General features: G+C 64.0%; 20 protein-coding genes and 3 pseudogenes. 19 read left to right on the top strand and 4 right to left on the bottom strand.

Features of this window, described 5'->3' with window-relative positions; translation table 11 throughout:
• Positions 1 to 347: 347 nt before the first annotated feature.
• Complete coding sequence (locus MSIMFI_RS24405; RefSeq protein WP_191499514.1) at positions 348 to 1,058, bottom strand: recombinase family protein; 711 nt, start codon at positions 1,056 to 1,058, stop codon at positions 348 to 350.
• Positions 1,055 to 1,192 carry a hypothetical protein gene (locus MSIMFI_RS24400; RefSeq protein ID WP_191499513.1) on the bottom strand — a complete coding sequence of 46 codons (138 nt, stop codon included), beginning with the start codon at positions 1,190 to 1,192 and terminating at the stop codon, positions 1,055 to 1,057. Before MSIMFI_RS24400 ends, MSIMFI_RS24405 begins: the two co-directional genes overlap by 4 nt.
• A gap of 179 nt (positions 1,193 to 1,371) precedes the next feature.
• Here MSIMFI_RS24400 and MSIMFI_RS24395 point away from each other — a divergent pair, with 179 nt between their 5' ends.
• The 9 genes and pseudogenes from MSIMFI_RS24395 to MSIMFI_RS24350 form a co-directional block, all read left to right on the top strand.
• Positions 1,372 to 1,734 (top strand): hypothetical protein, encoded by a 363-nt coding sequence (locus MSIMFI_RS24395; RefSeq protein WP_191499512.1) that lies wholly within the window; start codon positions 1,372 to 1,374, stop codon positions 1,732 to 1,734.
• A gap of 96 nt (positions 1,735 to 1,830) precedes the next feature.
• Entirely contained in the window at positions 1,831 to 2,064 is a 234-nt protein-coding gene (locus tag MSIMFI_RS24390; protein ID WP_191499511.1) for a hypothetical protein, read from the top strand.
• Entirely contained in the window at positions 2,061 to 2,720 is a 660-nt protein-coding gene (locus MSIMFI_RS24385) for a hypothetical protein (RefSeq protein ID WP_191499510.1), read from the top strand. The genes MSIMFI_RS24390 and MSIMFI_RS24385 overlap by 4 nt, the downstream gene beginning before the upstream one ends.
• Complete coding sequence (locus MSIMFI_RS24380; protein ID WP_191499509.1) at positions 2,717 to 3,511, top strand: hypothetical protein; 795 nt, start codon at positions 2,717 to 2,719, stop codon at positions 3,509 to 3,511. Before MSIMFI_RS24385 ends, MSIMFI_RS24380 begins: the two co-directional genes overlap by 4 nt.
• Entirely contained in the window at positions 3,508 to 3,813 is a 306-nt protein-coding gene (locus MSIMFI_RS24375) for a hypothetical protein (RefSeq protein WP_191499508.1), read from the top strand. Before MSIMFI_RS24380 ends, MSIMFI_RS24375 begins: the two co-directional genes overlap by 4 nt.
• The gene (locus MSIMFI_RS24370) at positions 3,804 to 4,373 is read left to right on the top strand and encodes a hypothetical protein (RefSeq protein ID WP_191499507.1); all 570 of its coding nucleotides are present in this window, start codon (positions 3,804 to 3,806) and stop codon (positions 4,371 to 4,373) included. The genes MSIMFI_RS24375 and MSIMFI_RS24370 overlap by 10 nt, the downstream gene beginning before the upstream one ends.
• Positions 4,370 to 6,328, top strand: a complete 1,959-nt coding sequence (locus MSIMFI_RS24365; protein WP_191499506.1) for a DUF7257 domain-containing protein — start codon at positions 4,370 to 4,372, stop codon at positions 6,326 to 6,328. Before MSIMFI_RS24370 ends, MSIMFI_RS24365 begins: the two co-directional genes overlap by 4 nt.
• Positions 6,325 to 6,846: pseudogene (locus MSIMFI_RS24360) on the top strand (arsenate reductase/protein-tyrosine-phosphatase family protein); the annotation flags it as partial. The gene MSIMFI_RS24365 and the pseudogene MSIMFI_RS24360, both read left to right, overlap by 4 nt.
• Before the next feature lie 676 nt (positions 6,847 to 7,522).
• Positions 7,523 to 7,984 (top strand): annotated as a pseudogene (locus MSIMFI_RS24350) (NUDIX hydrolase); the annotation flags it as partial.
• 4 nt (positions 7,985 to 7,988) lie between these two features.
• Here MSIMFI_RS24350 and MSIMFI_RS24345 read toward each other — a convergent pair.
• Positions 7,989 to 8,309 carry a CDGP domain-containing protein gene (locus MSIMFI_RS24345; protein ID WP_191499504.1) on the bottom strand — a complete coding sequence of 107 codons (321 nt, stop codon included), beginning with the start codon at positions 8,307 to 8,309 and terminating at the stop codon, positions 7,989 to 7,991.
• 102 nt (positions 8,310 to 8,411) lie between these two features.
• Between MSIMFI_RS24345 and MSIMFI_RS24340 the strand changes: the two genes are divergently transcribed.
• The 10 genes and pseudogenes from MSIMFI_RS24340 to cydC all read left to right on the top strand — a co-directional run bounded on the left by MSIMFI_RS24340 (position 8,412) and on the right by cydC (position 19,302).
• Complete coding sequence (locus MSIMFI_RS24340) at positions 8,412 to 8,921, top strand: hypothetical protein (protein WP_191499503.1); 510 nt, start codon at positions 8,412 to 8,414, stop codon at positions 8,919 to 8,921.
• The gene (locus MSIMFI_RS24335; RefSeq protein WP_191499502.1) at positions 8,918 to 9,301 is read left to right on the top strand and encodes a flagellar hook-length control protein; all 384 of its coding nucleotides are present in this window, start codon (positions 8,918 to 8,920) and stop codon (positions 9,299 to 9,301) included. The genes MSIMFI_RS24340 and MSIMFI_RS24335 overlap by 4 nt, the downstream gene beginning before the upstream one ends.
• A 53-nt stretch (positions 9,302 to 9,354) precedes the next feature.
• Positions 9,355 to 9,573 (top strand): hypothetical protein, encoded by a 219-nt coding sequence (locus MSIMFI_RS24330; RefSeq protein WP_191499501.1) that lies wholly within the window; start codon positions 9,355 to 9,357, stop codon positions 9,571 to 9,573.
• Entirely contained in the window at positions 9,570 to 11,192 is a 1,623-nt protein-coding gene (locus MSIMFI_RS24325) for a phage terminase large subunit family protein (RefSeq protein WP_191499500.1), read from the top strand. The genes MSIMFI_RS24330 and MSIMFI_RS24325 overlap by 4 nt, the downstream gene beginning before the upstream one ends.
• Positions 11,193 to 11,416: 224 nt before the next feature.
• Entirely contained in the window at positions 11,417 to 12,748 is a 1,332-nt protein-coding gene (locus tag MSIMFI_RS24320; RefSeq protein WP_191499499.1) for an adenylate/guanylate cyclase domain-containing protein, read from the top strand.
• Positions 12,749 to 12,777: 29 nt separating this feature from the next.
• Positions 12,778 to 13,356, top strand: coding sequence for an HdeD family acid-resistance protein (locus MSIMFI_RS24315; protein WP_191499498.1), 579 nt, complete (start codon positions 12,778 to 12,780; stop codon positions 13,354 to 13,356).
• A gap of 71 nt (positions 13,357 to 13,427) precedes the next feature.
• Positions 13,428 to 14,885 carry a cytochrome ubiquinol oxidase subunit I gene (locus MSIMFI_RS24310; protein ID WP_191499497.1) on the top strand — a complete coding sequence of 486 codons (1,458 nt, stop codon included), beginning with the start codon at positions 13,428 to 13,430 and terminating at the stop codon, positions 14,883 to 14,885.
• Positions 14,886 to 14,902: 17 nt separating this feature from the next.
• Positions 14,903 to 15,943 (top strand): cytochrome d ubiquinol oxidase subunit II, encoded by a 1,041-nt coding sequence (gene cydB / locus MSIMFI_RS24305; RefSeq protein WP_191499496.1) that lies wholly within the window; start codon positions 14,903 to 14,905, stop codon positions 15,941 to 15,943.
• Positions 15,944 to 16,029: 86 nt separating this feature from the next.
• Complete coding sequence (gene cydD, locus MSIMFI_RS24300) at positions 16,030 to 17,619, top strand: thiol reductant ABC exporter subunit CydD (protein ID WP_396820587.1); 1,590 nt, start codon at positions 16,030 to 16,032, stop codon at positions 17,617 to 17,619.
• Positions 17,606 to 19,302, top strand: a pseudogene (cydC, locus tag MSIMFI_RS24295) (thiol reductant ABC exporter subunit CydC). Before cydD ends, cydC begins: the two are co-directional and overlap by 14 nt.
• Here the strand turns inward: cydC and MSIMFI_RS24290 are convergent.
• Complete coding sequence (locus MSIMFI_RS24290) at positions 19,236 to 20,666, bottom strand: bifunctional lysylphosphatidylglycerol flippase/synthetase MprF (RefSeq protein WP_224770412.1); 1,431 nt, start codon at positions 20,664 to 20,666, stop codon at positions 19,236 to 19,238. The pseudogene cydC and the gene MSIMFI_RS24290 overlap by 67 nt on opposite strands.
• Positions 20,667 to 20,672 lie beyond the last annotated feature (6 nt).

Genomic DNA, 20,672 nt, shown 5'->3' with positions numbered 1-20,672 from the left:
GCGTAAATGTCACTGTTTGGGGTGCCACCCCCCTTGTGCCACCCCGCTTTCGGGGTGCCACCCCCTCGACGTCGTGTCACATGCTGCGTTTGCGGGCTGTGTGAACCTTTCCCCGAACGCGTCCGCGGCGTCCATCCACTGAGGCAATAATGAGGCAAGCCCGAACGCGTCCGCGGCGTCAATCCACTGAGGCAATAATGAGGCAAGCCTCGCCCGACACCAGAAAGCGCTGTGCCACAACGTGTTTCGTGACGGGAAATCCATTGCGCTACAGCGCATTTCGCGACTAGTGCAACGTCGGAAGTGTTGTGTTGCAACGTGATTCGAACATCGGGCATGACGGTAAGTCAGGCGACTGCGACCGCTTCGGCCCGAAGTTGCTCGGCGTCCTGGCCCTCAAGCACGCGCTTGATCGTGGCGGCGTGCCATCGACCACCGTGGGCGGTGGGAACACCATTGGCGGTGAGCTCGGCGGCGATGGACCCCAACGACGCCCCACCGGCCCTGGCCTCGACGATGCGTACCACGACTTCGCGGGGCAGTGTCGAGGGTCGCCCGAGCCGGACACCCTGGGCGCGCTTGACCGCGAGCGCTGCTTTGGTCCGGTCGCTGATCATCGCGCGCTCAAGCTCGGCGACGGAGCCCATGATCGATGTCTGAAACTTCCCAGCGGCGGTGGAGGTGTCGATCGTGCCATCGACCGCAACGACGACACCGCCGGTGGATTCGACCCGATCGATCACGTCGAGCAGGGTCCGCAGGTTGCGGGCCACCCGGTCAGTCTTGGCCACCATGAGCACTGATGCCTTGGCATCTTCAATAGCCTCGATAGCGGCCGCCAGGCCGGGCCGTTGATCGACACCCTTGCCGCCGCTGATGCCCTCGTCAGCATGCCAACCGACCACGGTCCAGCCGCGACGTGCGGCCTCGGCTTCGATGGCGGTGCGCTGGGCTTCAAGCCCGGCGCCGCTGGCAACCTGCTCATCGGTGCTCACGCGAACGTAAGCGACGACAGTGCCGGTCGGGGCGGTGCGGGTGTGGCGACGTGGTGCGGTCATCGTGCTTCCTCGATAACGAACTCGGTGGCGAGCAGGCCGACAAATGTCAGACGGTCGAGCTGGTCAGCCGCGTGGTCGGCATCCCCTTTGGTGGAGAACAGGAACCGCGCGGTGACCACGTGCCGGTCGGTCATCGGTGGTACCACCGGCTGGTCGAAGAGACTGCGTTCACGAGCAGTTGCATCCACAGCGGCGCGGTGACCGCGGTGACGATGATGGTCTGGGCGGTGGTCATCAGTTCCACCCGCCCACGTACGCGCCAGCGTCCCAGTACGAGTCGCACTCGGGTGACCAGTCGGCGCGGTTGCCGGTGATGTCGGTCACGGTGCAGTCGCGCATCATCCCTCGTGAATCCATCACGATGCCGGGACCGCATTCGTGGTTTCCCATGGTTTCGCAGTTCCAGCACGTGCTCATCTTCTTGGCACTGCCCTGGTGGGGTGGCGGCGGCTTCGGTGACCGCAATGGCCGGCAGGGCGGTCGCGACGCCGAGGGCGAGCGCGAACCGGGAAATGGTGTTCAGCAAATGAACTATACGAGGGTTTTGTATATCCATACCATTATCAAAGCGCTCCGAAATCGCAAGATCAAGAGCCGTCCGCTATTGACTTATCGCTTGAATTGGGCTGCAGCCCAACCTATTTCGTACTCACAAAATTTTTTGGCGCTTGAATAATCACAATGCCGACTTTCGAGGTATTTAAGATCAGCATGGCAAACTTTCATATCACCGCAATGCTGCATTGCACCCACGCCAACTACCGTGCCCCGCATGGCAGCAACCATCTGTGCGAGCGACCCCTCCCTTGCCCCGTCGTCGAGCTGGCGAGGTAGACGCGCGTCCCTGCTCTCCCACGGCGCCACCGTCGATGATCCAAGGGTCCGCGAATGCGACCAGGCGCTTGCGTACTTGAAGGTCCGCCGGGTGATCGACGCCCAGCGCGGGCGCCTGGCAACTGATCACATCCCGGCCCTGGTCGCTCTGTTGCAGGCGGTGACCGCATGAGGCTGCAACCGGTCTACCTGCAGCGGCCCGCGGCACCCGAGCCCGTCTACACACAGGCTCAGCAGCGCGAGCGCCGGCGGCACTGGATGCGGGTGCGCTATCGCGCCGATTTCAGCCTGAGCGTTGAGGTCGGCGAGATTCTCGGCCCACTAGCTCGCGAAGTGAGCACGTTGCCACGACCACTGGCGGTGCGCGTGGACATCGACAAGATCGCGGACGCGACGCACGAACTGGTCTCCACCGTTGTGGGGATGCTCGCCGAATCCAAACCGCTCGACCCTGCCAGTCACGCCCGAATAGTGCAGGCAGTGCGCGACCTGGCGCAGCGACCCACCGCGCCCGAGATCTCCGACGCGGAAATCATCTCCGGGCAGTGGGCGGTGGTGCTTGTGGGCTACGCCGGCCGGCTGACCGCCGACCTGGCCGGCCGTTTGGGCCGCTCCCCTTCGGCGTCACAACGCCTTGAGGACGCGCTGCGGGTGCTCGATACGGCCGCGCTGGATCTGGCCCGGCGCATCCCGAAACTCGCTCGCTACCAAGCACTGCCGACCTTCGAGGAGGTCGAAGCCGCCCGCAAGGCTCAGGCCGACGCTGACCGCGTGCAACGCGCACTGTCCAAGATCACCCCCGCTACCACGACAGGAGTCAGACGATGACCACAGCCCTATCGCCGGTGCGGTTCGATGCGCCGCTGCTGCCCATGCCCCCGTATGGCCTCTATCAAGTCGTCACCTGGGCTCAGGACGGTACCGAGCCGCTGCGCTGGTTGCCGTCCGGCGTCGTCATTCGGCCTTTCAACTTCCCCGGCGACGACGGCTTCGGCATTTGGAACGCGCCGTGGAATGTTGATCCCGACGACCTCACCGAGGACGACCTCAAAACCGGCGAGCGACCTGACATCAGTGACCTGGCTGCGCATGAGGCCATGACCGTCTACGGGTTCGATCACAACTACTGCGGTGATATGCGCGAAAGCGAGCGGCAGGACGTGCGTGACCGCGCGGCCCGCAACCTGGCCCGGCTGGAACAGCGGGCAGTGGAGACCAGTTTCGCCGCCCGGCTACTCAACGATGCCGGCACCGCGGATTCGGCCGCCGACATCGTTGACGCCATCGCTGATCTTGAAGGCGCACTGGCCAAGGCCCAGACGCCGGGCGTGATCCACGCCGGTGCGCAGTGGGCCACCCGCGCACTGAGCAAGCAAGCCCTGATTGCCGATGGCACGGGCTTCCGCACCGCGATGGGCCATCAGGTCGTCTTCGGTGGCGGCTATGTCGACGCACTCGGCGACAAGCTGGTAGCCAGCTCACCGGTGTTCGGGTGGCGCGGACCAGTGTCGCAGCGTGAGGCCATCCGGCACACCAGCAACCAGTTCGTCGCGCTGGCCGAGAGGTCGGTGTTGCTCGGGTACGAATCCGCCATCGCGGCAGTGGAAATCACCCCATGACCGCAGCCCTGACCGAGACCCCACCAAGTACGCCCGGCATCTGCTGGGACTGCGGCGGGCCGTGCCTCACCCACAAGGGCACCGTCCACAAGTGGCGGTGCCGAAGCTGCCTCGATCGCTACCTCGAAGACGCTGCCGCCCGCGGTGAAGCTAAGGCGCACAAGACACGCGAGAAGCTGCTGCGCAAGGCATTTCACGGTCTTCCTGTCGAAGGTCGTCGTGGTGGCGGTGGAACTGGCTGCGGGCCGCACCGCCACCGCGACGACGAACACCACGCACACCAGGAGCGCCGATGCGACTGACCAACGACCTCACCGACGCAGACTGGGCGGGCATCGCAGTGCTGTTGACCGAGGCCGGGCCCGACGAGCGCCAACGCTTTGCCTCCGCACTACACGAGTCGGGCCACGCTGTCGCCTGCTGCGTGCTCGGGGGCCGAGTCCACAAGGCGGTGATCGACGACGGCAGGCCGCGCACCGAATACAACTCGCTGCCCGAGGACATCAAAGCACGCACCACCTACGCCGGCCCCTGGTGTGAGGCCCGTGGACTGGCCCGGCTCGGCGGTCGACGCGTGCACAACCTGCACGACATGGGCCAGGCACTGCCGACCACCTGCGTCGACTGGCAAGCGCTCGTCGCCGCCGGCGGCCCAGCCGCGGGTCTCGGTGTCGTCCCGCTGATGGAACAACGCTGTTGGCCGGCGGTGCTGGCCGTGGCCGGCACGCTGTTCACCACCGGCCAGGTTGGTCACGCCGAGGTGTGCGCGGCCCTGGGTCTGTCCGACCAGGGCGGGTCAGGCAGCTTTGAACTGGCTTGCATTCGGGCCGGGCTGCGGGCTGTGCCAGGTGGGATCTCGTGAGCGGGATCGCTACAGGGCGCACACCGCGCACCGGCGCCGAATGGGCACGTGACGTTGAACGCCGTCTCGGCCAATTGGAAAACCCGCGTACCCAGCGGGTGGGACCGTGGGTGCTCTCTCACCGCGACGGTGCCCTGATCGCCACACGTCCCGGCGTGGGCAGCGACACCGTGGCCGGTGAAGTGCCTGCCAAGTACATCGACTTTGGCGGCACCGACGTCCGAACCATCCGAGCAGACAACAAGGCCACCGTCGCGCAGGCCGGGGCACAGTTGGCCAACACGAACATCGGCACTCTGTTGGACGGTGTGCTCGGCACCGGACACCAGATGCAAGATCTGGTCACTTTCCTGACCGAGCTGCTGTCCGCGCAGAGTTTTCAGGATCTACTTGACGCCATTGCACACGCGCTGGGATTCGAGGGACCCGGCCACACGATCGCGAATATTCAAACCTATATCGCCGGTTTCTGGACCGGATTCTCCGATATGGTCACCAACTCAGCGGCTGGCAGCGCGGCAGTGCTGGGCTCGGCTCTGCAGACAGCCATTGGCCAGGCTCAAACCGCGACGAACAACTTCGAGACCATTGTCGAAAACGCCGTCGCTGGCACCGTCGCCAATGTCGGGACCATGCTGGGAAACGCCAACACAGCGGCACAATCTGCGCTGGGCCAGATCAACGATGCGACCGTTAATGCTTTCGGCGGTGCCGCCACCACAGCAACCGCTTTCGGAAACGCCGTAGCGGCGCAGTTCGGCGGGATGGTCAACAGCTTATTCGGTGTACCCACGCCCGCGGCGGTGCCGGCTGTCGTTAATCGTGGACTAGAGGCCGTCAAAGAGAACATTGCGGCGCACTCGACCCAAATCAACGCGCTTACAAACCAAATGCTGGGAATGTATTCCGGCGTTGGGGTGTCTGACTTAGTTGATTTTGCAAACTTTGCCGATGGCCCCATACCAAGTATGTTTACTGTAAGTCACAGTGCCTTTGGGGCCGCAAGTATTCACAATGGAGTTGTTGCTTGGGACCCAGACCCGGATCATCCATTTAACACTGGACAGACGGTAACAGCAAGATACAATGTTTCTGAATCTGCAACTGACTATCAAAAAATTTCTGTTGTTGTCCCCGATCTTGGCCCAGGTGGGCATTTTGTAATTTATGGTCGAGCCAACTTAAGTGGTAGTCAAAGGGTTCAGGCAAGGATTTTTCAAGGCGATGGCCTCGGAATTCCGGACACTTGTCAAATTTGGCGTCTTGGCGTAAGCCCCACAATTTTAGCTTCAACACCATTTTTGTTACAACCTGGGGCAGAATACTCTTTGTTTTGTGGCACTTCCGAGGGAGTACGTTTTTTTGAAGTTACTTGCAATGGATCATTAATTTTACCAGCAAATGACTCTTTAAGTTTGTTTGGTCCCTCGAATAGGTGGTGGGGGTTCGAACAGGGAGCATATAAAATTGATGAAGAAAATCCAGATGTAGTGAGTGTACCTCCTACAATTAAAAGCTTCTCTGTGGCCGACAACACCTTAGGTCTGTTGCCGGGCCCGGCAGGCACCTCGTACGTCTCAACGTCTCAGGCCACATCGTCAGCGTCTTACACCGATCTGGCCACCACCGGTCCCGAGGTCACGGCAAATGTCGGGGCCAGCGGCGCGGCGATGGTGTTCCTGAGTTCCCACATAGGCACATCAGTAAACGTAAAGGGCAGTATGTCATTTGCGGTTTCCGGTGCCACGACCATTGCCGCTAATGACAATCGGCGTATCGCGTTTCAAACGCCGTTTGGCGCGGGTGCGGGGGCTAGCGCTTCGCTAGGGGCCAGTTTTGTGGTGACTGGGTTGATACCGGGCAGCAACACGTTCACCGCCAAGTACCGAGCTGACCAATTCAGTCCAGGCTTTGCGGGATTCGAGAACCGGCGTGTCGAGGTGGTGCCGCTATGAGCGGCTGTGCCGTGAACGTTCCTGAGCCACTGCATATTACGTTCGTCTGTACCAACAATTTCGTACGGTCGCCGATGGCGGAGCTGATGTTTTCCGACCAGATTCGCCACAATCGCGGGTCGTCGGGTTTGGTCAGGGTCACCAGCGCTGGCACGTTCGACGACCCCCGCTGGGGAACTCGGAACGTTGGCGGTGGCATTGCGCCGGTGGTCGCCGACTTGCTGGAACGCCGCTGGGGAATTCGGACTATCCGCCACCGCGCACAGCAACTCAACGCCGATCACCTCGGCGCAGATCTCATCGTCGCGATGGACCACGGACACGTGGCCAAACTGCGCGAGCTCGGCGCGCCGGCCGAGCGTATCCGGCTGCTGCGGTCGTTTGATCCGAAATTCAGCTCCGGCGCAGCCGCACCTGACGTCGCCGACCCCGAATTCAATCACGAGGTCCAGCGCGTCTACGACGAGATCAAGTCCGCACTGCCCGGCTTGCATGCCTGGGTCGATGCGCAGATCGCCGCCCGACCGGCCACCGCCGGTTGGCGAGTCTGCTACACAGTGCCGGGCCAAGCACAGTTGACGCTGTACTCCCCTTGTCACGGAGCACGACACGAAGGCTTGCGCCTGTCGAACTGCCGCACCAATAACCGGATCATTCGCGCTACCTGCTCGATAGATCCAGATCACGAGCCACCCGCATTTGGCTGCACGTGCGGCATCTACGGCGTGGGCAACGGTGTCGATGCCCTCTACCGCGTGCGTGCCATGACCGCCAACATCCGTCGCGAAGACACCTATAACTCTTGGTTTCCGTACCACCCGAACCGTGGCATGGCACCGGTCCTGACGCACGTCATGTTGCAGGGGGCAGTCGCCCACGACGATGTCGGCACCTGGTGCCCCCTGTCGCACGTGCGGCAGCAAATCGCCACCAGCACACCGGTTATCCGGGCCGCATCGGCTGAGATTATCCGCATCTTTGTGACTAGAGAGCTGATCGGCGCCGAGGCAGCCGTCGAGGTTGCCGAGCGCCTGGCGACAACCTTCGGCGTCGAGGCGGTTGCCGGCCTTCCCACATTCACCAGACACGATTGGGACACCCGGCCCCAATGGATGCGCACCGAGCCCTGGCGCACGAAGTACCACGTGGACGCCCTGATCGGCCGACCATTCCCTGACGAGTCCAGGGTGACCCATGCGCGGTGACGGCGACGGATGGGTGCGAACGGCCAACGGCACGCGCTACTGGGGCCGCTACGGCGCCGCCGGCCTACTGCTGCGCGCACCACGGCCGGACGCCGCAACGGCAATCCTGTTGCAGCGCCGGGCGACCTGGAGCCACCACGGCGGCACGTGGGGGCTACCTGGCGGCGCCCGAGACAGCCACGAAAGCCCCGAGGCGACCGCAATCCGCGAAGCCTGCGAGGAAACCGGCCTGCGCTGCGATCAGATCACCGTGCGGTCGTCGATCGTGACTGCGGAGGCTATGTTGCCCAGCGGGCGGCGTTGGACCTACACCACCGTGATTGCCGATGCGGCCGAGCTGCTGGCGACGGTGACGTCTGCCGAGAGCGCCGAGCTGCGCTGGGTACCCCAACGCGACGTGCCCAAGCTCGGGTTGCACCCCGGCCTCGCCGCGAGCTGGCCAGCGCTGCGCGCGGTCACAGACCGATGTGATAATCCGGTTGCCCGAGTTTGAACGGCGGCGCGGCCGGGTCGTAGTGATAGCACGAGTGATACGGCGGCGACCATCCACTGACCCCGCCGGAGGGGCCACCGTAGATGGGCTGGGGATACACGTCGACGCATCGGTCCCATGACCCGTCGGCCTGCACCGGCCCGTCGCAGTAGAGCGCACCGAGCATGTTGGTCTCGCAGTTGGTGCCTGGTAGTCCAGGGTCGGCGCCGGCGGCGGGAGCAATCGATACGCCCGTCACAGTGGCGGCGACAGCCACCGCTGCCAGAGTTGCTGCGATCCTCATGATGGCGTCCTTCCGTCTTGTCTTGGTCTATCAGACGACAGCGACAACCACCTACATGTTTTGCTGACATTCCGGTTGCACCCTTTGAGGCGATATTGAGGCATGGCCCCCGACCGGTCACACCAGGACAGCAAGTTGCGCGCCGAGGAAGCCTTCCGGTTGCGCGCCACCGGCCGAACCTGGCAAGAGATCGCCGACGAGCTCGGCTACAAATCGCACGGCGCAGTACAGAACGCGGTCACTCGCCTCAACAGGCGGACGCCGTATAGGGCGGTGGAATCGGTGCGGCGATCCGCCTCCGAAGGACTTCGAATCGTCCGGGCAACCCTCTTCGAGCAATTCGTGCTCAGCAGGCAAAACGGTGACACAAAGGACCTCGTGAGCCTGGCGTGCGAGCTGCGCAACAACATTGCCGAAGACGCCAAATTGCACGGTGCCTATGCTCCGGTCCGGTCCCAGGTGGACATCAACGTTCACCAGTCGGCTACCGCGATCCTGGACCGCGCCGAATCGGAACTGTTGGCCCTGGCCGAACGGGCTGAACGCCAACACCCGCCGCCCGCCAATGCCGTCAACCCTGCCAACGTTATCGACGCCGAGGTGGTGCAGTGACGACAGCGCAGGACATCATCAAGGCCGCGATGTCGATCGCCAAGGACGTGACCGCCGCGGCCGAACAGGGTCGGTTCGATCCTGCCGACTTGAACGCCGAGCTGGTCGTCACGTGCCGTGAGCTGTTCGGCACCGTCGCCGGCGAAGGTGACCCGCTCTGGCCGCTGCACGTCGACATCGCTCGCCAAGTGCTCGCACTGGACGGTGTGTCCGCCGACGAACTTTCGGAATGGCTGGCGGTGCTACAGCGTCGCGCTGAGGGCGACACAGCCCTGCAGGGGCCCGACATACCCGCCCAGACCGAATCACCTGCCAGCGGGTCGCACAGCCCCCAAATCGAGGGCATTGAGCCCGACCCCGAACCGGAGGCAGACCAGTGAATGCCGTTGGCAGACAGGTTAATACCGACTCTTATAGGCATTCTCCAAGTGTCGTGACAGCGGGCGCTGTCACGCTCGACGACGCGATCCTTACAGTGCTCGGTGAAGCCGGCGACGTCATGGCTTGGTCCGCGCTGCGTACCCGACTCCCGGACGCACCCTACTGGGCAAAAGTCCGGGCATTGGTCGAGTTGCACCAGGCACGTCGGGTCCACGCATTCAAGATCGGCGGCCGGACTTACGTCGATCTGCCCATCACCGTGGCCGCATGACCATGGTCGTCCGCGCGCTCACCGCCGCACGCGCCGTGGCCGCACAGCGTGCCCTGCGCCGCCCGGCGACACCGGCCGAACTGGCCAAGCGTGTGTTCCCGGACTTCTACACCGTGACACCCACGCTGGCGCTGATCTCCGATGTTCTGGTCGACGCGATCGAGAATTCGGGTAGGCGGACGGTCATCAGCACACCGCCACGAACCGGCAAGAGCGTGCTGGTATCTCAGGTTGGCGTGGTGTTCGCGCTGATGCGCAACCCCGACCACGCGCTAATCCTCAAAAGCTATTCCGATGAACTGGCTGAGGAACACAGCCGGGAGGCGCGCCGGATCATCGCCGAGAACACCGACATGCTCGGCTTCCAGTTGGCCGACGATAAGACCGCGTCCGCTCGCTGGAAAGTAGCCAATCGCAAGGGCGGCTTGCTTGCTGGCGGCATCTTCACCTCCACGACCGGCTTCGGCGCTCACCTGCTATTGGTGGACGACCCGGTGAAAGGCGCCCAGGACGCCGACAGCCCATCCACACGGCGTCGGTTGATGAATGAGTTCAAATCCTCGCTGCTCACCCGACGCATGCCCGGAGCGAGCACCGTCATTGTCATGACTCGATGGCACGAACGCGACCTTGCCGCCGAGTTGTTGGCCGAGGGCGGCTGGATCCATGTCAACGTGCCGGCGGTGAGCACGCCCGGTGTCCCCGATGCGCTGGGCCGCCCGCCAGGCGTGCCCATGACGACGGCACTCGGCGAAGTCGATTTCGACCAGATCAAGCTCGAGGTCGGCTCACGGACATGGGCGGCGATGTACCTGGGCGTGCCCTCGGCGCCCGAAGGCGGGTTGATTCAACGCGCGTGGCTCGACGACCACCGAGTGCCGATCGCGCCAACGCATCCGGTGCGCACGGTCGTCGCGGTGGACCCGGCCGACAGCGGCGAACGCGATGCCGCCGGCATCATCGCCGCGAGCTTGTCCACCGATGGCCGGGTGCACCTGATCGCGGATCGGTCGGGGAGAATGACCAGCGACCAGTGGGCCCGGGCCGCTATCGCCCTGGCCCTCGACGTCGGAGCGAGCGAAATCCACGTCGAAGCGTTCGCCAGCGGGACGACCTATGTTCGGATCGTCCGTGAAGCTCTCGCTCACATCACGGGGGCAGGGCATATCTCGGTCCGCGGTTGGCCACCAAAGGGCCACCCGCGCAAGGGCGATGCCGTCGCGCGCGCCGCCCCGATGCTGCAGGCGCTCGAAACCGGACGGTGCGTCATCGCCGGGAGCCTGCCCGAGTTCGAGGCGGCGGCGACCCAATGGCAGGCCGGGCAGCATCAGCCCGACCAACTCGCGGGAGCCGTTATCTGTTTCAACGTGCTGGCGCCCAGGACGGGTCAGGGAGTTAGGTTGGCGAGCCCGGTCGACCTCGAGAGCAACACCCCGCCGCCGGCTTGGCTTACCCGCAAGGTGACCAACGGGCGGCCAACTATCGACGAGATCAAGGCATCACTGGTGGGCAACAACGCCGGACCGCGCGCCCTGATGGCGCGCAAAGTCACCGGCGGCTACGACCCGCTCGCGTATACGCGAGCGACGAGGCACGGAACCCATCGCCCGAACGCCTGATCGACGTGACTACATGGTGACTACATTCGCCGTTAACCACCGCTAATCCGGGTTCAACTAGGTTAATGACAAACCGCAGGCAATCCGCCATTTACCCTCGTTTGCCCCAGGTCACAGCAACGCATAATTAGAGTTCGAATCTCACCGAGGGCACCGAGTCAGAGCCGCCGGAAAATCGCCGTCGTCCTCGGTAAACATCGAGCTCAACGGTTAGGCTGTGTTTCGTGGCGGCTAAAAAATGTGGCGCCCCACCAATAGGAGCGAACGGCTCGACGCGACGCCCGGACTGTGTAGCGGCGGTGCGGGCTCAGACCCGTGCTCCCAATCAGCACTACGCCGACATTGCCGCACGCCGTGCTCGGGTGCTCAATATTGCCGCGTGGATGTCCGTGGTGGTCAGTGCGAGCTTTGTGGCCGTGCAGTTGTTCATCGGTGCATGGCTCTGGCAGGTCATCTCGATCAACGTCGCGGCGGCTCTGGTGTTTGCCACCGTCCCGATGCTGCATCGCTTCGGAGAATTGGTGGCACCGCTGACGTTCATCGGCGCCGCCTACGTCACGATCTTCGCCAGCTGCTGGGACGTGGGGACCGGCTCAGGCGCTCAGCTCTTCTTCGTGGTAGGGGCCTGCCTGGTAGTGCTGCTGCTCGGCATTGAGCACATCGTGTTGGCCAGTGGCCTGGCGGCGATCGCCGCGGGCCTGGTCATCGCATCGGAGTTCCTGATTCCACGCAACACCGGGCTGCAGCCGGCGTGGGCCCAGTCGACGGGCTTCGTCATCACCACCGTGTCCGCCTGCGTGGTAGTGGTAGTGACCGTGTGGTTCGCCCTGCGTGATACGGCGCGCGCCGAGGCGATCATGGAAGCCGAGCACGAGCGATCCGAGGCTTTGCTGGCAAACATGTTGCCGGCCAGCATCGCCGACCGGCTCAAGGAACCCGAACGCAATGTCATCGCCGACAAATACGACGAGGCTTCGGTGCTGTTCGCCGACATCGTCGGCTTCACCGAGCGCGCCAGCGGCACCGCACCGGCTGACCTGGTGCGCTTCCTAGACCGCCTCTACAGCGCCTTCGACGCCCTGGTGGACAAGCATCAACTTGAAAAGATCAAGGTCAGCGGCGACTCCTACATGGTCGTCAGCGGGGTTCCGCGGCCACGGCCCGACCATGTCCACGCGCTGGCAGGCTTTGCGCTCGACATGGCCGCCGTCGCGGCCACGATGAAGGATCCGCACGGCCGCTCGGTGCCGCTGCGGATGGGCTTGGCCACCGGGCCCGTGGTCGCCGGCGTCGTGGGCTCTCGGCGATTCTTCTACGACGTGTGGGGCGACGCGGTCAACGTCGCATCGCGTATGGAATCCACCGACTCGGTGGGGCAGATCCAAGTACCCGATGAGGTGTACGCGCGCCTGAAAGACGACTTTGTGCTACGGGAACGTGGCCACATCGACGTCAAGGGCAAAGGCATCATGCGCACGTGGTACCTGATCGGCCGCAAAGCGGGCGAAGAGCCCAGTGACCTGCTCGTCGAGGAACCGCGCACGGCCCACGTCTGAACCAACAGCCCCTATACCAGAAACGCCACATGCGTCACACTGGTGCCATGGAACACACCCCTGTCCCACCGCTGCTGCCACATTTATGGAAATCCACGTTCGCGTCGGGCGTTCTGTCATTGATCCTCGGCATCCTGATACTGGCCTGGCCGCAAATATCCGTCTTGGCTGCCGCCATCGCGTTTGGCGTCTATCTCGTGCTGACCGGTGTCGCGCAGGTCGTCTTCGCATTCGCTCTGCATGTTTCGGCAGGTAGCCGGATCCTGTTGTTCATCAGCGGCGCGGCATCGCTGATCCTGGCCGTGCTGGCGTTCCGGCATTTCGGCAACGCGGTTCTGTTGCTGGCCATCTGGATCGGCATCGGGTTCATCTTCCGCGGCGTCGCCACAACCGTTTCCGCCATCAGCGATCCGACGCTGCCAGGTCGAGGCTGGTCAATTTTCGTGGGCCTGATCAGTTTGATCGCTGGCATCGTGGTGCTGGCAGCGCCCTTCGAATCGATCATCACCCTGGCGGTCGTGGTCGGCATCTGGTTTGTCGTGATCGGCGTCTTCGAGATCGTTTCGGCGTTCGGCATCCGCAAGGCGTCGCAATCGCTCGAGCAGTAGCGTCAGCCGACCCTGTCTACTACACTTCGTCGTAGCTGTTCCAAGTGCCCCGCAGCCCCGGGAGATGACAGATGAATGTCGTCGACATATCGCGGTGGCAGTTCGGTATCACCACCGTCTACCACTTCATCTTCGTGCCGCTCACCATAGGCCTGGCTCCCCTGCTCGCCGTGATGCAAACGGCATGGGTGGTCACCGACAACGTCGCCTGGTATCGCCTCACCAAGTTCTTCGGCAAGTTGTTCTTGATCAACTTCGCCATCGGCGTGGCGACCGGGATCGTGCAGGAATTCCAGTTCGGCATGAACTGGAGCGAGTATTCCCGCTTCGTCGGCGACGTGTTCGGCGCCCCGCTGGCCATGGAAGGCCTGGCCGCCTTCTTCTTCGAATCCACGTTTATCGGTCTGTGGATCTTCGGCTGGAGCAGGCTGCCCCGACTCGTGCACCTAGCATGTATTTGGATCGTCGCGATCGGGGTCAACGTATCCGCGTTCTTCATTATTGCGGCGAACTCGTTCATGCAGCACCCGGTCGGGGCACACTACAACCCGGCGACCGGACGCGCCGAATTGGATAGCATCCTGGCGTTGCTTACCAATAACACTGCGCAGTGGGCGTTTTTGCACGCGATCACCGGATCGTTGCTGACGGCGGGAACATTCGTCGCCGCGGTCAGCGCGTGGTGGCTGGTCCGTTCCAGGACCTCCACCGTCGACCCCGGTACCCGCGCCATGTATCGCCCCGCGACCGTTCTGGGCTGTTGGGTCGCGCTGGCGGCCACCGTCGGCTTGTTCTTCACCGGTGACATGCAAGGCAAGCTGATGTTCCGGCAGCAGCCGATGAAAATGGCATCAGCAGAATCGTTGTGCGACACCCAGACCGATCCGGACTTCTCCATCCTGACCGTCGGCAGGCAGAACAACTGCGACAGCCTCACCCGTGTCATCGAGGTGCCCTACGTGCTGCCGTTCCTGGCCGAAAGCCGCATCAATGACGTCACACTGCAAGGCGTACGCAACATCCAACAGGACTATCAACAGCGATTCGGGCCAAATGACTACCGGCCCAACCTGTTTGTCACCTACTGGTCGTTCCGCGTAATGATCGGGCTGCTGGCAATTCCGGTGCTGTTCGCGTTGCTTGCGCTGTGGCTCACCCGCGGCGGCCGGATCCCGAATCAGCGCTGGTTCGCCTGGTTTGCGCTGCTCACCATTCCAACTCCGTTCCTAGCCAACAGCGCCGGATGGGTATTCACCGAAATGGGCCGTCAGCCCTGGATTGTTGTCCCGAACCCAACCGGCGATCAACAGCTTCGACTCACCGTTGCGGCCGGCGTCTCCAACCACGCCTCCGGCATGGTCATCACCTCCCTGGCGACGTTCACGGTGGTCTACGGGGTGCTGGCGGTCATTTGGTTCTGGCTGCTCAAGCGCTACATCGTCGAAGGGCCGCTGGAACACGACGCCGAACCCGCAGCGCCTCACGCACCCAGCGAGGACGAGGTGGCGCCGCTGTCCTTCGCTTATTAGCCGGAAGGAGCTGACTAATGGGACTCCAAGAGTTGTGGTTCGGTGTGATCGGCGCGCTGTTCCTCGGTTTCTTCATCCTCGAGGGCTTCGACTTCGGCGTGGGCATGTTGATGGAGCCGCTCGCTCGCGTTAGCACCGGCGATAAGGAATCAAACCGGCGCGCAGCGCTGAACACGATCGGCCCGGTCTGGGACGGCAATGAGGTCTGGCTGATCACCGGCGGCGCAGCGATGTTCGCCGCGTTTCCCGGTTGGTACGCCACGGTGTTCTCCACCCTGTACCTGCCGCTGCTGGCGATCCTGTTCGGCATGATTGTCCGCGCAGTGGCGATCGAATGGCGCGGCAAGATCGACGACTCGAAGTGGCGAGCGTTGGCCGATTTCGGTATCGCGGCAGGCTCATGGTTGCCCGCCTTGCTGTGGGGCGTGGCGTTCGCGATTCTGGTGCGCGGGCTTCCAGTAGCTGCCAACGGTCATGTGCACCTGTCGATCGGCGACGTGCTCAACGCCTTCACGCTGCTTGGCGGTTTGGCCACGGCTGGTTTGTTCTTGCTCTACGGCGTGGTGTTCATCGCCTTGAAAACCGCCGGACCGATCCGGGACAACGCATACCGATTCGCCAGGTGGCTCTCGTTTCCCGTGACGGGACTGGTTGCAGGTTTTGGAGTTTGGACCCAGCTCGTGTACGGCAAGCAGTGGACCTGGGCGGTGCTGGGAGTGGCGGTGATCGCACAGTTGGCGGCGGTGCTATTGGTGTGGTGGCGCGCGTCCGACGGCTGGGCATTTGTGTGCGTGGCGGTAGTCGTGGCCGCCGTCGTGGTCCTGTTATTCGGCGCGCTGTATCCAAACCTGGTGCCTTCGACGCTGAATGCGCAATGGAGCGTGACGATTTACAACGCCTCGTCGACCCCATACACCCTCAAGATAATGACCTGGGTCACCGCACTATTCGCTCCGCTGACGGTGGTATACCAGGGGTGGACGTATTGGGTTTTCCGGCAACGGATCTCGGCTGAGCGGATACCGACTTCGATCGGCCTGACGAGGCGTTCGTTCTGAGCGCCACGGACTCGACATCGCGGGCGCCGCTGGACCCGCGACTATTTCGGGCGTCGCCCGCGCTACGCCGCTACCTGGTGGCCGCCGTGGCCTGCGGGGTCGTGATCACCGGCTGCGCGATCGGCTCGGCGATCGTCCTGGCCAACATCGTTGCGCGGGTGGTGAGCAATCCCCCAGCGGGCAGTCCGCGTGGCTGGCTCGGACCGGTCTCGATCTTGTTGGGGCTATGGACAATCCGCACCCTGACACACTGGCTACAGGCGCGACTGGGGCAACGAGGCGCCAGCGCGATAATCGCCGACCTCAGTGGTCAGGTGCTCACGGCGGTGACCGCTCGGCAGCCCAGTGAGCTGGCAGCGCAGCGGGACGCCGCCGCGGTGGTGGTCACCCGCGGCTTGGACGGCTTGCGCCCCTACTTCACCGGTTATCTGCCGACACTGTTGCTCGCCGCGATCCTGACTCCGGCCACCGTAGCCGTGGTCGCCATGTACGACCTGAAATCGATGGTGATCGTGGTGATTACGCTGCCGCTAATACCGATCTTCATGGTATTGATCGGACTGGCCACCGCTGACCGATCGGCGGCCGCGCTGGCGGCGATGACCACACTGCAGGCCCGGTTGCTGGATCTGATCGCCGGCCTCCCCACACTGCGGGCTCTGGGCCGCGCGTCCGGCCCGGAGCAGCGTATCGCCGAACTCGGTGCCGCCCATCGACGCTCGGCGATGGCGACACTGCGGATCGCGTTCTCGTCGGCGCTGGTGCTGGAATTGCTGGCCACGCTCGGCGTGGCACTGGTCGCTGTCGGCATTGGTCTTCGCCTGGTGTTCGGCGAGATGAGTCTGGCCGTTGGTTTGACCGTCCTGCTGCTGGCGCCGGACGTCTACTGGCCGCTGCGCCGCATCGGTGTGGAGTTCCATGCAGCCCAGGACGGGAGAACCGCGGCCGACAAAGCCTTTGCCCTTATCGGCGAACGAGGCTCGGAAAGGCAGGGCCAACGAACCGTGGCCGCACGTGGCGCACAGATCCGCCTGGAGAGCCTTAGCGTCGCAGCCCGAGACGGCCGTGCGCCCAATGACCTGACCGCCGTAATGGAACCCGGCCGGGTCACCGTGCTGACCGGACACAACGGCGCGGGCAAGAGCATCACCCTGCAGGTAATCGCGGGGCTTACGCCGCCGTCGGCGGGACGGATCACCGTCGCCGGCGTCGACCTCGGCGAGCTGGCACCCAGCGATTGGTGGCGGCAGGTGTCCTGGCTGCCGCAACGTCCGGTGCTGGTTCCCGGTACAGTCCGCGACAATCTTGCTCTGCTCGGCGACCTGACTGACGTCGATAACGCCTGTGCCACAGCAGGATTCGATGCGGTGCTGGCCGATCTGCCGCACGGGATGGAGACGTTACTCGGCCGCGATGGCGTCGGGCTGTCGCTGGGGCAACGACAACGATTGGCTCTGGCCCGAGCGCTCGGATCAGCCGCGTCCGTGCTGCTGCTCGACGAACCCACCGCACACCTGGACGACCGCACCGAGGACCGGGTGCTACGGGCCATTGTCGAGCGCGCCCGAGCCGGTGCGACCGTGGTGGTCGTCGCCCATCGGGAGCGAGTCGTCGCCATCGGCGACAGGATCGTCGAGGTCACCGCCGACAGTCAGGTGGACTATGCGCCGGTCTGACGCCCTATTCGCCGCCTCCGACCTACTGCGTCCCCAGCTACCGCGCATACTGGCCGCCATCGCACTTGGCGTGCTGTCGCTGGGCAGCGCCCTAGCGTTGGCCGGCGTCTCGGCGTGGCTGATCATGCGCGCCTGGCAGATGCCGCCCGTGCTCGATCTATCGGTCGCGGTCGTGGCGGTTCGGACGTTCGCGATTTCGCGCGGCGTGCTGAACTACTGCGAGCGACTGGCAACCCACGACACCGCGTTGCGTGCGGCCAGCGCGGCGCGCGCGCGGATCTATCATCGGCTGGCGACCGGGCCGACAGCCGCCGCCGTCCGATTCCACAGCGGTGACTTGGTGGCCCGAGTCGGCGCCGACGTTGACGCATTGGCTGACGTGCTGGTGCGCGCCGTAGTTCCGATCGGCGTCGCCGCGGTGCTGGCGGCGGCGGCGACAGTGGTTGTCGGCGTCATATCGCTGCCGGCCGCCGTCGTACTGGCGCTCTGTCTACTCATAGCCGGAGTTATCGCGCCGCGCCTTGCCGCCCACGCCGCGGCAAAGCAGGAAGCCCTTGCCAGCCAACATCATTCCGAACGCGACACAGCGGCATTACTCGCACTCGAACATGCACCCGAACTACGTGTCGCTGGGTGCCTGACCGAGGTCATCGCCGAATCGAAAAGTCGGCAATGCGCTTGGGGTGCAGCGCTCGACGCCGCGGCCAAACCGGCAGCTATCGCCGAGGCCATGCCAACCGCGGCCATCGGCGTCAGCGTGCTCGGCGCGGTGGTAGCCGGGATAGCGATGGCACCTACGGTCGCACCGACGACATTGGGCGTCCTGATGTTGTTGCCGCTCTCCGCATTTGAGGCGACGAGCGCCCTGCCGGCGGCGGCCGTCCAGTTGACCCGATCGCGGATCGCGGCGCGCCGCCTGCTGGAGTTGGCTCCGGCGGACGTCAGCGCGAAAACCGCGGTAGCACCCGCGTGCCACGCAGTCACGGGCAGGTTATCTGCCGATGTGTGTTCCGGTCGCTCGGAAGCCCAGTCACACCACGCAACTATCGATCTGCCGCCCGGTGCGCGGTTGGCCGTCACGGGCACCAGCGGCTCCGGAAAGACAACGCTGCTGATGACCCTGGCCGGCTTGCTGCCGCCGCTACGCGGACAGGTAATGGTGGACGGAACCGACCTCAACGACTTCGATGAAGCCGAACTGCGCAACGCTGCAACATTTTTCGCTGAGGATGCGCATATTTTCGCCACCACGGTCCGAGACAACTTGCTGGTCGCCCGCGGCGATTGTGAAGATGGCGAACTCACCGACGTCCTGGACGCCGTCGGCCTCGGCGGCTGGCTGGCCAGTCTGCCCCTGGGGCTGTCGACGGTCTTGACCGGTGGCGCCCAGGCGGTTTCGGCGGGCCAGCGCAGGCGGCTGTTGCTGGCACGGGCGCTGCTCTCGCCCGCCCGGATCCTGCTGCTCGACGAACCGACCGAACACCTCGATGCGACCGACACCGACATCGTGCTGCGTCATCTGTTGGCCGAGAATGCCGGTTTGATACCCGCTACCAAGACGGTGGTGGTAGCTACTCATCACTTGCCCAACGACATCCGCTGCGCCGAACTAAAGATCACAGGTGTCGACGGCGCGGCATGAACTCCAGCGACAGCAACACGAACATCAACGGAACGACCTGAGTCAACGAGGCCAACGCGTAGCGGCGGGAATCCATCGCGGGAAAATTGCGTACATATCGGGACAACGACCCGAGGGCGAGCAACGGGTCGAGAACATGGATCAGGGCGGAGAACAGCTTCTGTAGGCGGCCCCGCTGGTCGCCGTCGAAAAGCTCGGGAAACGCCGCGAAGGCTAGCGATACCCGTTGTGCCCCTTGTTCTTTAGCCGCAGCGATCATGTCGATGCTGAGCCGTTCGTCGATTCCGTTCGGGGCCCCACGCCGCCGCCACGGCACATCAAGGGACAAGTCGCTGCCACCGCCGGCCGTCGTGAATCGGTCGAAACCCTGTACCTGGCCCGAAGCATCCCTGGCGATGATCAACTGCACGCCGGGATAGCGGCCCTCCAGCACGCCGTCCAGGTTCATACAAAAGCCGCGATCGGTACTGGCCCCTTTGGGTGATGCCAGCAGTACGGTCGACAGTTCCGCTCGCTGCCGATCGTCAAGGTCTTGTTCGGCCACGATTTCGGTGGTGATACCGAAGTTGTGCGTGCGGTTCACTGCCTGACGCAGGTTGCGAAATTTGCGTCCCGCCAGTTCAAAACTGGTCACGTCGACGACAACATCTCGGCCGATGGGGATCGCTCGTAACGATTGGCCGACTACGGCGCGGTCGGTCCACAATCCAAGCCGGCGCTCACTGCAGGCCACCACCACCAGCCGCCAGCCGCGGGTGTGGCACATGGCGATGAAGTCGGCGACCAGCTCGCTAAAGTGCGCCTCGTCCCCGATCGGGTCCCCACCCACTACCGCGAATCCCATCCGGGTTCGGTACGCCAGCGCAGCGGCGCCGTCAGCGCTGAAGTGGTAGCCCCTACCCGCCTGCATGGCGAACGGCGCCAACGGATCCGCCTTGGTGGTGTTGATCAAAGCCCACACGCGAGGCAGGTCTTCGGGCCTCGGATGCGCAGCCGTCGGCCACATCAACACCAGTCCGGAACCGGCGATCAGCACCTCACCAAGCAAATCGAAGAACAGCACGTGCGCGCCCAAACCCACAACCAGGAATGCTCCGGCTGTCATCGCATGCAAGGCCGTCACCGGCCGGCCAAGGAAGATGCCGCGAGCGATCAACGCCACCGCAGCCAAAACCGTGAGCGACCAACCCAATCGGCCGTCGGTCTGCCAATCGCCGTGCCGATAATCGCGGGCAAACAGTGCGATCAGCCAGCATGCCGCGCAAAACACCGCCAGCGCACCAATGCAGCGCGCCCGGAGCGAATCGACGTGGACCACAACGCGTTCGCGAGCGCGATCACCGAGGGACCGCCGTGCGACGCCGACCGATGGCTCTTTCACACTCACCTCCCGATGAGCTGCCACTACCCA

Source organism: Mycobacterium simulans, from assembly GCF_900232995.1.
GTDB lineage: Bacteria > Actinomycetota > Actinomycetes > Mycobacteriales > Mycobacteriaceae > Mycobacterium > Mycobacterium simulans.
This window is presented reverse-complemented; position numbering and strand designations above follow the sequence as displayed.

Excerpts from the sequence above, each read along its gene's own strand:
- MSIMFI_RS24380 (WP_191499509.1), top strand. The coding sequence starts at position 2,717 with ATGACCACAGCCCTATCGCCGGTGCGGTTCGATGCGCCGCTGCTGCCC.
- MSIMFI_RS24405 (WP_191499514.1), bottom strand. The coding sequence starts at position 1,058 with ATGACCGCACCACGTCGCCACACCCGCACCGCCCCGACCGGCACTGTC.
- MSIMFI_RS24315 (WP_191499498.1), top strand. The coding sequence starts at position 12,778 with ATGCGTCACACTGGTGCCATGGAACACACCCCTGTCCCACCGCTGCTG.
- MSIMFI_RS24400 (WP_191499513.1), bottom strand. The coding sequence starts at position 1,192 with ATGACCGACCGGCACGTGGTCACCGCGCGGTTCCTGTTCTCCACCAAA.
- cydB (WP_191499496.1), top strand. The coding sequence starts at position 14,903 with ATGGGACTCCAAGAGTTGTGGTTCGGTGTGATCGGCGCGCTGTTCCTC.
- MSIMFI_RS24385 (WP_191499510.1), top strand. The coding sequence starts at position 2,061 with ATGAGGCTGCAACCGGTCTACCTGCAGCGGCCCGCGGCACCCGAGCCC.
- MSIMFI_RS24370 (WP_191499507.1), top strand. The coding sequence starts at position 3,804 with ATGCGACTGACCAACGACCTCACCGACGCAGACTGGGCGGGCATCGCA.
- MSIMFI_RS24390 (WP_191499511.1), top strand. The coding sequence starts at position 1,831 with ATGGCAGCAACCATCTGTGCGAGCGACCCCTCCCTTGCCCCGTCGTCG.
- MSIMFI_RS24310 (WP_191499497.1), top strand. The coding sequence starts at position 13,428 with ATGAATGTCGTCGACATATCGCGGTGGCAGTTCGGTATCACCACCGTC.
- MSIMFI_RS24325 (WP_191499500.1), top strand. The coding sequence starts at position 9,570 with ATGACCATGGTCGTCCGCGCGCTCACCGCCGCACGCGCCGTGGCCGCA.
- MSIMFI_RS24395 (WP_191499512.1), top strand. The coding sequence starts at position 1,372 with ATGTCGGTCACGGTGCAGTCGCGCATCATCCCTCGTGAATCCATCACG.
- MSIMFI_RS24345 (WP_191499504.1), bottom strand. The coding sequence starts at position 8,309 with ATGAGGATCGCAGCAACTCTGGCAGCGGTGGCTGTCGCCGCCACTGTG.
- MSIMFI_RS24375 (WP_191499508.1), top strand. The coding sequence starts at position 3,508 with ATGACCGCAGCCCTGACCGAGACCCCACCAAGTACGCCCGGCATCTGC.
- MSIMFI_RS24340 (WP_191499503.1), top strand. The coding sequence starts at position 8,412 with ATGGCCCCCGACCGGTCACACCAGGACAGCAAGTTGCGCGCCGAGGAA.